Origin of the sequence: Vibrio sp. V01_P9A10T6 (assembly GCF_963877065.1) — a bacterium.
Classification (GTDB): domain Bacteria; phylum Pseudomonadota; class Gammaproteobacteria; order Enterobacterales; family Vibrionaceae; genus Vibrio; species Vibrio anguillarum.
In genome coordinates this window covers 1-12637 of record NZ_CAWNTB010000004.1, presented here as the reverse complement: position 1 = coordinate 12637, position 12637 = coordinate 1, and the positions used below count along the sequence as shown (strand labels likewise).

Below are 12637 nucleotides of genomic sequence, written 5' to 3'. Positions count from 1 at the left end.
AAACATCACACAATCTAAAAACTAACAATCATGAAACATAAGAATTAAACACCAATAAAATTCAGTTTGGCAAGATTAAATATATATTTATGTCATCATTTAACCCAATAGGTAGTTTTATATTTTTAACAATGAGAATTAAACATAAGTTCCTGAAGGTTCAGTTTTTTTTTGTGAACAAGATCTAGATTTGATCTAAAAGCATACGATTTCGTGAACTGCGTATCCTTTAGTGAACTGTGCTAGACTCGGCACTCTGCTATTTAGGTCTGTGTATGCTTACAACAAAAATCCAAAAATCCATTCGGGATAGTTATCAAAACCTGCAATTTCAGCTCGAAAACTTCATTCCTCGTCGAGGACAAAATTATCTTGTTGCTGAGATTGCAAAAACATTGTGTGGTTCATATCACAAGTCCAACCGAATCTTGATTGCTGAAGCGGGTACAGGAATAGGGAAATCGCTCTCCTATTTAATGGCAGCGGTTCCTGTTGCAGTGTTGAATAATAGAAAGGTTGTTGTTTCGACAGCCACAGTGGCACTTCAAGAACAGCTGATCAGCAAAGATTTGCCTTTATTTAGACGCATCACTGATCGTCAATTCTCTTTTATCCTTGCCAAAGGACGTCAACGATACTGTTGCACCGAAAAACTCGCGGCTGCGTGTGGAGTAGATGGCTCACAAATTGCCCTGTTCGAATCAAAGCCACAAAAAAAAGACGTTGAATTATTCATCACCATGTATGAAAAACTGGCTCAAGGAAAATGGAACGGTGATCGCGACTCGTGGCCAAAAGCGATTAAAGATGAGTTATGGCAACTGATTGTTAGTGATAAGCATAGTTGTAATGGTAGCTTTGCTGGCCACAGAGATTGTCCTTTTCAAAAGGCGCGTTCGGAACTGGATAAAGCCGATGTCATTATTGCCAACCACAGCTTGGTCATGGCGGATGCTGACCTTGGCGGTGGTGTCATTCTGCCTGAGCCCGAAAACACCATTTACATTTTTGATGAAGCACACCACTTACCTCATGTAGCACGTGATCACGCTTCAGCGTCAGCAAGCTTGAAAGGCGCAGCTAGTTGGTTAGAAAAACTCAATCAATCCGTAACCAAGTTTTCAAGCTTAGCCGAAGAAAAACGAGTGGCACGTTTTCGTAACGAACTGCAAGAGACACTGCAACAACTTATCCCAAGCTTGAGCCAACTGACAAAGCAGTTTGTACCCGAACAATTTGAAGAAAAGCGATACCGTTTTGAGCATGGAGAACTGCCACAATGGCTTGAAGAAGAGTCTAAAACCCTGAAGCGGCTCTCTCAAAAAGCCAATCAATCCGTCGCTAAAATTGCGGACTTGATTGCTGAACGAGTTAAAGAAGGCGAACTCGCCGCTCGGTTGGCAGAACCAGCACTGACTGAATTAGGCTTTTATATTCAGCGTTTAGAGAACCTTGCCCAAGTATGGTTGCTGATGGCGGAGCCCAAGCGAGAAAAAGGAGCCCCTTTGGCACGTTGGCTTGAAATTCACCCTGAACGTGAAGGTGATTTCATTGTTAACGTTTCACCGCTAGAAATTGGTTGGCAACTTGATCAACAGATCTGGAGCCGCTGCATAGGCGCAATCTTAGTCTCCGCGACGATGCGAGCTCTTAACTCGTTCAGCTACTTTTGCTCGCAAGCAGGGATCAGTGAAAAGGCAGAAGATGGTACACGTTTCCTAGCACTCGCTTCACCGTTTGATTATCAAAATCAGGCCGAGTTACTCATTCCAGCAATGCGTTTTGAACCGCAAGCGAAAGAGTATACTGATTATCTGGTAGAGCGGCTCGCTGAGTTTATTCAGCCAAACAAAGCTAATTTAGTGCTGTTTGCTTCTTACTGGCAAATGCGCGAAGTGGCTGAAAAAATATCAACAGATTTTGTTAAACGAGGCTGGGCGCTGCAAGTCCAAGGTGAAATATCACGCACAGAAATTCTAAATAAACATAAAATGCTAGTGCAGTGTGGTAAAACGAGCGTAATGTTTGGCACCAGTAGCTTTTCGGAAGGGCTAGACTTACCAGGAGAACTTTTGGAGAATCTGGTGATCACAAAAATTCCGTTTGCCGTACCAACCTCTCCAGTTGAGCAAGCTCACGCCGAATACATAGAGAAACGAGGTGGAAACTCTTTTATTCAGATAACCGTTCCTGAAGCCAGCAAAAAGCTGATCCAAGCCGTCGGGAGATTGCTGCGCAAAGAGCGTGATTCTGGTAGAGTCGTGATTCTCGATCGCCGAATCGTTTCAAAACGCTACGGAAAATCATTATTGGACTCGCTTCCTCCATTTAAAAGAACAATAGAATATTAGCTAGGGCTTAACACTACGCCCTTTCATCTCATTACTCAGGGCCGATTTTATTCATGGAATTTGTTGAGCCAACCACTTTGATTGTGTTGGCGCTTGTTGCTTTTATTGCTGGCTTTATCGATGCAGTCGCTGGCGGCGGTGGCATGCTTACTGTACCCGCGTTATTATCAATCGGTCTTCCGCCGCACATCGCACTAGGAACGAATAAGCTAGCGGCAACATTTGCCTCATCAACTGCCGCATTAACCTACTATCAGAAGAAGTTGTTTCAACCAAGTTGCTGGGTCAGAGCTTTCATTGCCACCTTAATTGGCGCAACCATAGGTACTTTTGCTGTCGATGCGATCAGCACCGATTGGCTACAAAAAGTGCTGCCGCTCATTATTCTAGCTGCCGCTATCTATACGATATGGCATAAAACACCACATGCACACCAGAATGTCAGCCCGCCTCCCTGCCCTGTACTTCACAAAAAGCAGTATGCGCAAGGCTTGATACTTGGATTTTATGACGGGCTGGCAGGGCCGGGGACTGGCGCATTTTGGACAGTCAGTTCGATGGCGTTATACCGACTCAACATTTTATTGGCCTCTGGCCTTGCTAAAGCGATGAATTTTACCAGTAATGTAACGTCATTGGTTACCTTTGCCACTTTGGGGCATATTGACTGGGTGCTGGGACTGACTATGGGAGTTTGTTTGATGGCTGGAGCTTTTGTTGGCGCACATTCAGCGATTCGTTTCGGCGCTAAATTTATTCGTCCGGTGTTTGTGAGTGTGGTCAGTGTGCTTGCAATCAAGCTGACTTATGATGCGTGGTTTGCAGGCTTATGAACCATTTTTCTCAATTGAAGTCCTTAATTGAAGAGTTGAAACAACAAGCCGCCAGTGTTGACCGAACTCGTGGTGAACACCATCAGGCTCTGTTTGATGAGCGCCTGTTCCACTGTAAAGCGCACTTATTAATCCCTTGTGTTATGGAAGCAAAAGCGACCTTTGACTCCATCGTGCGCGAACAAGAGAGCCAACGGCTAACCAGTCAACGAGCTCAATATCTAACCGATCGACTGCTTGCACAAATTGCGGCAATCCAACGCGAAATATCGACAGTATCGATCAGAAAAAGTGAGCCCAAGCATCGCAGCTATTATCGCAAACCGATCAATGCGTTATATCAAGAGCTAGCCCAGCACCAAGAATGGGAGCGAAGGCTGATGGATATGGTGAGAGAAAAAGAACTCGGACTCAAGCAAACTTCTGCTGTTAGTCAGCAGCAAGCACAAAAAGCGTTATTAACGGTAGAGCAACGGCTCAAGCGTTGCCAAGAAGCTAAGGCTAAGATCGAAAAACAAATTACGTTCAGGGAGAAAAACCAATAAAATGAATGATCCTACTGTACCGCTAGACGGTGCGTCTGAAGAGATAAAGCTCGCTGTCGATCTCATCTACTTATTAGAAACCAATCAGATTAAACCACACACCGCACTTGAAGCGCTGAAAATCGTACAGCAGGATTTATTGCGTAAACTGGATGATACTGCGAGAGAGTAAGAAACAAACATCTACTTCTTACTCTTTCTGTCGTTAAACTTTAAATTGTCCTACCAACTGTTGCTGCTTAGCCGAGAGTTGACTTATCTGAGCACCAACCGATTCTGATTCACCGACCAGTGTCAATATCTGCGCGCTAAGATCACGAATATTGGATAGGCTGAGGTTGACTTCACCAGAGACGGCTTGCTGTTCTTGGGCCGCTTTCACAATCTGACTATTCATATCGTTAATTGCTGAGATGGATTCAAACACTATTTCTAATTCAGCAACGGCCTTTTGGACTTGCATCGCAGTTCCATTTGCTAACGCGTTTCCTTGCTGGATCACCTCAACTACGCCCTCAGTACCTTGTTGGACTTTTTCTATCACTTTGCGTATTTCACCCACAGAATTCTGAGTCCGCTGGGCCAAATTACGTACCTCATCGGCGACAACAGCAAACCCTCGCCCTTGATCTCCGGCCCGAGCCGCTTCTATAGCCGCATTTAATGCGAGCAAATTGGTTTGCTGTGAAATTCCCTCAATGACCGTTAAAATTTCGGTAATATTGATATTGTTTTGAGCCAACTCTTCAACAACCGGCACCGCATCACTCATTCGCACCACCAGCTTATGCATCTCAGCTTCAGAGGCACGGATGACATCCTGCCCAGTCAGTGCGGAGTGATTAGCTTGCGAAGCGGCTTGCACCGCAGCCTCGGCATTTTGCACAACGAGACTTGCTGTTTGTGTCATTTCTTCAGAGGCAGTCGCCACCATATCCATCTCTTTAAATTGAGACTCACTACGGCTACGCGTTTGTACGGCAGACTGCCGTGCCTGTTCAGTCGTTTGAGCTACTTGGTTCGCACTTTCTACGATCTGCTGAATGATAGCCTGTAATTTGTCTAAAAACTGGTTAAAGCCGCGTGCCAAATCACCGATTTCATCATGGCTACTGATGACAAGCCGCTGAGTTAAATCCCCTTCGCCAGAAGCAATATCTTGTAACCGCTCCACGACCGCTCGAATAGGTTTCACAATTTGGGTGGCAGCTAACGCAATGATCGCGAGCCCTAAAAAGACTAGCAATGCGCCGACTAATAGCTCCGCTCTAACGCCATTCTCTACCTGTTGAGTAATGATCTGATCCAGTTGATTGGCATCAGCTAGCACACTCGATGTCGGCATTTCAAAAACCACGCCCCAAGTCTGGTTCGCCACCTGAATGGGAGCAAAGACAGACAACCACTGCCGATCTGAATTCCATTGAGAATGGACTTTACCCTCGGCTAGAAGATTGGCGATCTCCTTTGTAGTCAAGACTGAATCAGCCAGTGGCGCGCCTAAGGTTAATTCACGCTCATCAGTCGCAATAAGCGTGTTATTTAAGCTGACAATAAAGACCTTACCATTACCGCCAAATAGACTTTGATCTGAACTCAGTGCAATCGCTACCAGTGGGCTAAGTTTTAAATCGATGCCAAAAAAGCCAATCGCAACGCCATCAATCAAAATGGGCACAGAGAGAGAAGAAGTAAGAAACGTTTCATTGTCTTGAATCACAATTTTAGGCGATGAGATACATGCACTAGCGGTTGTTAACGGGCAGGCGAAACGCTCACTGTTTCCTTCATCCTTCAATGCCACTTCGCTTAATACATTTGCCACAACATTTTCATCATTGGAGGACGTTATCCAGTATGCAGCGAATCGACCTATTTCATTTGAGCCTACATAGTCAGCATTCTGGTAGTTGTCATCCTCGCTATCGAGCAAATTTGGCTTAAAGACGAGATAAGCCCCCTGAACATTGGGATAATTGACTACCGTCTTGCGAACCATTTCATCTAAAGATGTCCTTAACGCTTCGCTTTCACCAAAATTTTCTTCGGTATTTGATTTGAAAAACAAGGCCGTATCAGCAAGCATTTGAGCCCGATACATGGCTTCACTGAGATATTCAGATACTTCGGTGGCATTGAGCAGCGCCCGAGTTTCTAATAACTGCTGCGATTTATTGATCACAGAATCTGAACTTTGTTGTTTTATTGCTTGTTGGTTATTCACTGCGTTATAAACAGAGAAACCAATGAGAGACAATGACGTAATTAGCAGGCAAAGGCCGGCTAAAAGGGTTATTTTCCATTGAACCGAAAGTGTTCGCATACTACATCCTTATGCTGCGCTAATAGGGTTTTCAGACGAAATGGTGACGACTTTAATTAGAGCATATTGACTTGAGAGATCAATCGTAAGTTTACATAAATGTTAATAAAAATATCCTTTCTGACTATTCAAAAAATTTACGTATTACAATTGATTCGCTTTTCGTCTTGTCCTTGCGCCTTGAAATGGTAACATCTTGCGCACAACTCATCTTAAGGATCCCTTATGAAAGTCATCAGTTTTAACATCAACGGTTTGAGAGCTCGCCTTCATCAACTGCAAGCGATTATTGATAAGCATCAACCTGATGTCATTGGACTTCAAGAAATCAAAGTACACGATGACGCTTTTCCTCTTGAGGATGTTGAAGCCATGGGCTACCACGTCTATTTCCATGGTCAAAAAGCGCATTATGGCGTCGCCATGTTGTGCAAGAAGGAACCCATTTCAGTACAGAAAGGCTTTCCTAGCGATAATGAAGATCATCAAAAACGCATGATTATGGCCACTTTTGAAGATGACAATGGCCAAAAAACAACCATACTCAACGGCTATTTTCCTCAAGGGGAAAATATTTCCCACGAGACCAAATATCCCTATAAGCGTCAGTTTTATAAAGATCTAATGGGTTACTTAGCGGCACATCATTCCCCTGACGAACAAATAATTGTGATGGGAGACATTAACATCAGCCCTATCGACTTGGATATTGGGATTGGTGAAGCCAATAGAAAACGCTGGTTGCAAACGGGAAAATGCTCTTTCCAACCTGAAGAGCGTGAATGGTTACAAACTTTAATGGACTGGGGTTTTGTTGACACATTCCGTCAGTTAAATCCGGATGTAAATGATCAATTTTCGTGGTTTGATTATCGCTCACGCGGCTTTGATGATAACCGTGGGCTACGAATCGACGTCATTTTAGCGACCCCGAACCTAGCAAAAAAATGCCAAGAGGCCGGCATCGACTATGAACTTCGAGGAATAGAAAAACCTTCTGATCACGCGCCAATTTGGTCCAGTTTTTCCTTGTAGGAACAGAAAGTAACGTGCCAATAAGAAGCGCGCATTCAGCGCGCTTCTTATTTTAATCTATGCCTTGATTATAGAAACAAACTCGGTACAACAAATTGCTACTCGCAGCCCTTCAGCTCAATGGACGCAAATAAGCCAAGAAGCGTTTTTCAGCCTGTTTGAAGCAGAACAAAATAATGAAGGTCAAGCCCATATAGAACAAACCTGCGGTTAAAAATGACTCGAATGGGGCATAATAACGAGAGTTCACTAAACGCGCAGCCCCCGTTAAATCCATAATGGTAACAATACCAGCAACCGCAGAACCGTGGAGCATGAAGATAACTTCATTACTATAAGCGGGCAGTGCGCGCCTTAGCGCACTCGGTAGAATAATTCGTCGATACGTTTTCCAAGTACTCATTCCGTATGCCTTCGCCGCTTCAACTTCGCCTTTCGGCAAACCATTGATCGCGCCGCGAATAATTTCAGCCGAGTAGGCGGACGTATTGAGAACAAAAGCAACCAACGCGCAAAACCAAGCGTTTTCCCATAAGGTATCTTTCACCGGGAAAAATTGATCCATTCCATAGTAGATGAGATAAAGCTGGACCAATAACGGTGTACCACGAAAAAAGTAGGTATAAGTCCATGCTGGAGTACGAATAAAATAGTTGTGGCTATTTCTAGCAATCGCTAAGGGGATGGCAAGGCTCAAACCGATGATTAACGACAACCCCACCAGCCAAACCGTTGTCCATAGCCCACTAAAATAAATTGGTAGGCTTTGAGCAATAAGGGAAAAATCCATATTTACCTCGTGTGAATGCTAAACTTGCGCTCAACCAATTTGAGAAGACCGGTTGATACACTGGTAAAGAAAAGGAAGATCACTGAGACAGCCATATAAAAGGTGAATGGCATTTTTGTCGAACCCGCCGCGAGTGAGCTGACTCTGACCATATCTTCTAATCCAATAATGGAAACAAGTGCCGTCGTTTTGAGCAATACCAACCAGTTGTTACCAAATCCTGGCAATGCATGACGAACCATTTGAGGAAGCAAAATGCGTCTAAATGCTAAGGTAGAACTCATACCATACGCTTTCGCCGCTTCCATCTCTCCTTTATCAACCGCCATAATAGCGCCACGAAAGGTTTCAGCCATATAGGCACCGAAAATGAAACCTATAGTTAGTATCCCAGCAATGAAAGGGCTAACGTCAATATAATCGGGGAGATAAGCGGTCCATTCATGGCTCGGGTCACTTGCCATAAACCAATTGTTTAGCCATTCGTTGATTGAATAAAGGCTATTATTCAACAATATTTGACCGCCAAAGAAAATAAGCATCATTAACACAAGGTCTGGAATACCGCGAATGATGGTCGTATAAAGAGTGGCAATGGCTCTTGCCCAACGGTAAGGTGCAAGCTTGGCTAGCGCACCTAGCATGCCAAGTAACATGGCAAGTAATAAAGAGAGCACGGCAACTTCAATGGTCAGCACCGCTCCCTTCAAAATTGAGGCTTCATATCCGTGTAGGTCCAACATAATTCATCCCTAGTCCCTGGAGAATTTAACGGCTGGGTACTTCTGGAACTAGGATCCAGCCGTTAAGAATCAATGGATTCCCATCATAATTGAGAAGGTGGAGTCAACTGAGCTAACCAGTCCTAATTACAGAGTGATCGATAAAAATATTCATATGCTCGGCCCACTCTCACCTTCTAATTATATGGGTAAGATATGATGTTACAGCTTATTCACCGTATACATCGTAATTAAAGTATTTGGTCGCAATTTCTTGGTAAATCCCTTGTTGACGAAGAGATTTAATCGCCATATCAAGTTTTTGAGTGAGATCTTTGTCTTGTTTACGAACCGCAATACCAAAACCATCGCCAAACCATTTCGGATCGGTTAATGATGGGCCGACGAACTCATACGCTTCGCCGCCCGCTTTGTTAAGCACACCCTCTTCCAATGCAGAGGCATCACCCAATACTGCCGCAATACGGCCATTGGCTAGGTCAAGATAGGCTTCATCAAATGAACCATAACGGACAATTTCAACTGCATCGCCATAATTATCAGTAAGATACTTATCGTGCGTTGTTGCACGTTGTACACCAATTTTCACCCCTTTTAGACCTTCTTTAGAAAAATCCAACGCGGCTCCCTTCTTGGCGATAAATTTATTGGGAATTAATGCGTACTTACCAGTGAAATCGACTTTTTTCTTGCGCTCGTCGGTAATCGACATGGCTGCAATAATCGCGTCATATTTACGTGCAAGCAGTGATGGGATAATGCCATCCCAGTCTTGTGGAACGATTTTACATTCGACTTTCATCTCCTTGCACAACGCATTGGCCATATCAACATCAAAGCCTTTGAGAGATCCATCAGCCTCTGTCCAGCTAAAAGGAGGATAAGCCCCTTCTATACCAAAACGAACCGTCTTCCATTCTTTCGCTTGGGCCATACCAGTCATTGCACTAGCAGCAACGGCTGCAACTAATAACCACTTTTTCATTTCCATACTCCTGTGATTGAGGTCTTACTTATTTATCATGCTATGTTTATGTTGGTTTTGCTTAATATTTATGTCGTGACGAATACCACAACATAATGAACACATTAATAAATAGAGGATATAAATTGTTTTAACCGTTCAGATTTAGGCTGGGTGAACAGGATGGCTGGATCTCCTTGCTCTTCCACTAAACCTTGGTGCAAGAACATCACATGGTTTGAAACATCGCGAGCAAAGGCCATTTCATGAGTCACTACCAGCATAGTACGGCCTTCTTCTGCCAAGTCTCTCATAACACCCAACACTTCACCCACCAATTCAGGATCAAGTGCAGAAGTGGGCTCATCAAACAGCATGACTTCTGGCTCCACGGCCAACGCTCTAGCAATCGCCGCACGTTGTTGTTGCCCACCAGAAAGGTGACCAGGATAATAGTCTTTACGTTCATACAGGCCGACTTTTTTTAGCAGCACCTCAGCACTCTCGATGGCTCGTGCTTTCGGTACTCCTAACACATGAATTGGTGCTTCAATAACGTTTTCTAACACCGTCATGTGCGACCAAAGGTTAAATCCCTGAAATACCATAGCAAGGCGTGAGCGAATTCGTTGCACCTGCTTTTCACTCACAGGTGAAGCTTCACCTTGCCGATTTTTTTTCATTTGAATGAGTTCACCATTGACCCAAATATCACCAGAGGTTGGTGTTTCAAGTAAATTGATGCATCTAAGAAAGGTACTTTTTCCCGAGCCAGAAGAACCAATAATGGAGATCACATCACCCTTACGAGCTTCTAGCGAGATTCCTTTTAGTACTTCGTTTTGACCAAAGGTTTTGTGCAGCTCTTTAATATTCAGCGCCGGTACATCAGTCATGCGCTTAACTCCCTGTATTTGCTACTGCAGAGTATTCCAACTCCCATTTTTGATACAAACTAGCATTCACACCGAAAACATGCAACAAATTATTAACCTGCAAAATAAGGATATTTAGTTATTTTATCTGATTAAAAATTCACATTTTAGCCAATACTTCTCCGTATGGCGCATATAAATGGCACATCAAGCAATTAACAGTTAACTCATTTCATTAACATTTACTCAAAAATAGACAACCTATTCATGTATAAAGTACACCTAGATTCATAAGATATTTAAGGTCATTAATATCATTGAAACTCTTCTACAAACATCACAATGTGAAAACTTATTTCAAGCAAGTAACGGCTCAACCCCCCGTTTTCATTAGGCTGCTGTAGTTTTCTTTCACATTTATTCTTAAAGTGATCAAGATCAATCACCCTAAAGGATAAGCAAGCTAAACTCGCGAGCAAAGATAAGGTTGTATAAATAACCACACTCTCTTTTTTAGTTGTTGTTATGCAAGCACATATGAGATGTGCTACATATTCAATTAAAAACATTACCGCTTCTTCGCGGATTACTAGGATTCAGTACGAATTACTAACTTTTAAAAATATGAGGAATCTATGCCAGACGTAGTCAACAATGAGCGCTCAGAAATCGAGACGAAAAGCTATAAAGAGCTGCATCGTCCAGCATCTGAGTTTGCAAGCCGTTCAGATTACCTAGACCACGAACTGCAAATCATGAAGCCCCGTCGCTTTGGTTTGAACTTACCTGGTCGTGACTTCCGTTTTGAACTTGAAGATTTTGTACCAGCCATCGCGGGCACAATCGGCATCATCGCCATGTACTCAGCGGTAATGATGTCTTGGGCTGATGGCCTAACCCAAGCATGGGATCACATTCATCTAGGTAAAGACTTCGCGATTGAAGTTGCACGTGTAGAGATGTTATTTCCTGCCCTCTTCTTCTGTGTTATTGCCTCTGGTTTCTTAAACCCAAAAGCCAACTTAGCTGGCAACCATGGCCCAATGATCCCTCTTATCGGCTCAATCGCATTAGCCGGTGCACACCCTTTGGCATTGGCAATTTTGCTTGGCGTTTTTGGTCTTCTCTTAAGTTACTTTAAAGGAGGCTCGAAACTGGTCAATCTAACCTCCGAGGGAACCGCAGGCGGGTTGCTTATCTTCCTCGGCTTTACCGGAACAATGAGCCAAATTGGTTCTATCCAAACTTGGGCTACCAGTTTGCAATCGGCCGATGTCGCCGCAGGCAGCTTAGGTTACGTTGGCCTAGTGGTTTTAGGTGTCAATATTGTGCTGTATGCATTTCTTGCAAAAATCAACATGCGTTGGTTAGCAATTCCTGTCTGTGCAATGACAGGGCTTGCGATTGCGCTTTTATTCGGTACTGGCTTTGATCTTCAATTTGAAACTCAAATGGGCTTACCTAACCTTAATCCTGTTTACTGGTGGGGCTCAACCACTGAAGGTTGGATGCTTGGTTTGCCAACAGTAGAACACTTTATCGCCTCATTGCCCTTTGCTATTTTGGCCGTTGCGATGTGGTCACCAGATTTCCTTGGTCACCGAATTTTCCAAGAATTGAACTATCCAAAGAGAACTGAAAAAGTACTGATGGATGTTGATGACACAATGACCATGTGTTCAATTCGTCAAATGGTAGGTACAGCACTTGGTGGTGGTAATATCACATCGTCATGGGGAACGTATATGATCCCAGCGGCGATTGCTAAACGCCCAATTCCTGGTGGTGCCATCATCTTAGGTTTATTGGTCATGACTATTGCTATCCTTGGCTTCCCTATGGACGTAGCGGTTTGGCCTCCAGTGATGCGTATTGCTCTATTAGTAGGGGTATTTCTTCCTTTACTAGAAGCGGGTATGCAAATGGTAAGAAACACAAAAGATTCACAAGCAGCGGGCATCTGTATCTTTGGTAGCGCTGTGGTGAACCCTGTTCTAGCGTGGGCATTGACCATGCTACTCGATAACAATGGCCTAATTGGCGACAAAGAACGTGCATCAAAGCTGTCTTTTATCGATAAAATCATCATTCCAGGTGGTGTGCTGATCATCTGTTTAATTGCTATGCTTGCGGTTGGTATGCTTGAAAACCAATACGGTTTAAAAGCTTGGCTATAAT

General features: G+C 43.7%; 11 protein-coding genes. 6 read left to right on the top strand and 5 right to left on the bottom strand.

All coding sequences use genetic code 11. The annotated features are described in order from the left end of the window. Positions 1 to 275 precede the first annotated feature (275 nt). Genes dinG through rsmS form a run of 4 tightly spaced genes read left to right on the top strand, consistent with a single transcriptional unit; the run spans position 276 to position 3901 of the window. Complete coding sequence (dinG, locus tag AACQ21_RS00240; protein WP_105977398.1) at positions 276 to 2351, top strand: ATP-dependent DNA helicase DinG; 2076 nt, start codon at positions 276 to 278, stop codon at positions 2349 to 2351. A gap of 53 nt (positions 2352 to 2404) precedes the next feature. Then, positions 2405 to 3184: a sulfite exporter TauE/SafE family protein gene (locus AACQ21_RS00235; protein WP_105977397.1), complete on the top strand. Its 780-nt coding sequence runs from the start codon at positions 2405 to 2407 to the stop codon at positions 3182 to 3184. Next, a complete protein-coding gene (gene priC / locus AACQ21_RS00230; protein WP_010319211.1) occupies positions 3181 to 3729 on the top strand; it encodes a primosomal replication protein PriC in 549 nt (182 codons plus the stop codon). The genes AACQ21_RS00235 and priC overlap by 4 nt, the downstream gene beginning before the upstream one ends. 1 nt (position 3730) lies before the next feature. Then, a complete protein-coding gene (rsmS, locus tag AACQ21_RS00225) occupies positions 3731 to 3901 on the top strand; it encodes a pleiotropic regulatory protein RsmS (protein ID WP_105977396.1) in 171 nt (56 codons plus the stop codon). Between the two features lie 33 nt (positions 3902 to 3934). On the opposite strand, the gene AACQ21_RS00220 is transcribed toward rsmS, so the two are convergent. Further along, positions 3935 to 6052, bottom strand: a complete 2118-nt coding sequence (locus AACQ21_RS00220; protein WP_105977395.1) for a methyl-accepting chemotaxis protein — start codon at positions 6050 to 6052, stop codon at positions 3935 to 3937. A 225-nt stretch (positions 6053 to 6277) separates the two neighbouring features. Between AACQ21_RS00220 and xthA the strand changes: the two genes are divergently transcribed. Beyond that, complete coding sequence (gene xthA / locus AACQ21_RS00215) at positions 6278 to 7087, top strand: exodeoxyribonuclease III (protein ID WP_105977394.1); 810 nt, start codon at positions 6278 to 6280, stop codon at positions 7085 to 7087. A 112-nt stretch (positions 7088 to 7199) separates the two neighbouring features. On the opposite strand, the gene AACQ21_RS00210 is transcribed toward xthA, so the two are convergent. The 4 genes from AACQ21_RS00210 to AACQ21_RS00195 form a co-directional block, all read right to left on the bottom strand. Beyond that, complete coding sequence (locus tag AACQ21_RS00210; protein ID WP_105977393.1) at positions 7200 to 7877, bottom strand: ABC transporter permease; 678 nt, start codon at positions 7875 to 7877, stop codon at positions 7200 to 7202. Between the two features lie 2 nt (positions 7878 to 7879). Continuing rightward, complete coding sequence (locus tag AACQ21_RS00205; RefSeq protein ID WP_013856550.1) at positions 7880 to 8620, bottom strand: ABC transporter permease; 741 nt, start codon at positions 8618 to 8620, stop codon at positions 7880 to 7882. Between the two features lie 208 nt (positions 8621 to 8828). Then, complete coding sequence (locus AACQ21_RS00200) at positions 8829 to 9605, bottom strand: ABC transporter substrate-binding protein (RefSeq protein WP_026028918.1); 777 nt, start codon at positions 9603 to 9605, stop codon at positions 8829 to 8831. Positions 9606 to 9709: 104 nt separating this feature from the next. Beyond that, on the bottom strand, positions 9710 to 10480 hold the full coding sequence (locus tag AACQ21_RS00195) for an ABC transporter ATP-binding protein (RefSeq protein ID WP_013856548.1): 771 nt from the start codon (positions 10478 to 10480) through the stop codon (positions 9710 to 9712). Between the two features lie 614 nt (positions 10481 to 11094). Here AACQ21_RS00195 and AACQ21_RS00190 point away from each other — a divergent pair. Further along, a complete protein-coding gene (locus AACQ21_RS00190) occupies positions 11095 to 12636 on the top strand; it encodes a DUF3360 family protein (protein WP_017042289.1) in 1542 nt (513 codons plus the stop codon). The last annotated feature ends 1 nt before the right edge of the window (position 12637 follow it).

Excerpts from the sequence above, each read along its gene's own strand:
- dinG (WP_105977398.1), top strand. The coding sequence starts at position 276 with ATGCTTACAACAAAAATCCAAAAATCCATTCGGGATAGTTATCAAAAC.
- AACQ21_RS00235 (WP_105977397.1), top strand. The coding sequence starts at position 2,405 with ATGGAATTTGTTGAGCCAACCACTTTGATTGTGTTGGCGCTTGTTGCT.
- priC (WP_010319211.1), top strand. The coding sequence starts at position 3,181 with ATGAACCATTTTTCTCAATTGAAGTCCTTAATTGAAGAGTTGAAACAA.
- rsmS (WP_105977396.1), top strand. The coding sequence starts at position 3,731 with ATGAATGATCCTACTGTACCGCTAGACGGTGCGTCTGAAGAGATAAAG.
- AACQ21_RS00220 (WP_105977395.1), bottom strand. The coding sequence starts at position 6,052 with ATGCGAACACTTTCGGTTCAATGGAAAATAACCCTTTTAGCCGGCCTT.
- xthA (WP_105977394.1), top strand. The coding sequence starts at position 6,278 with ATGAAAGTCATCAGTTTTAACATCAACGGTTTGAGAGCTCGCCTTCAT.
- AACQ21_RS00210 (WP_105977393.1), bottom strand. The coding sequence starts at position 7,877 with ATGGATTTTTCCCTTATTGCTCAAAGCCTACCAATTTATTTTAGTGGG.
- AACQ21_RS00205 (WP_013856550.1), bottom strand. The coding sequence starts at position 8,620 with ATGTTGGACCTACACGGATATGAAGCCTCAATTTTGAAGGGAGCGGTG.
- AACQ21_RS00200 (WP_026028918.1), bottom strand. The coding sequence starts at position 9,605 with ATGAAAAAGTGGTTATTAGTTGCAGCCGTTGCTGCTAGTGCAATGACT.
- AACQ21_RS00195 (WP_013856548.1), bottom strand. The coding sequence starts at position 10,480 with ATGACTGATGTACCGGCGCTGAATATTAAAGAGCTGCACAAAACCTTT.
- AACQ21_RS00190 (WP_017042289.1), top strand. The coding sequence starts at position 11,095 with ATGCCAGACGTAGTCAACAATGAGCGCTCAGAAATCGAGACGAAAAGC.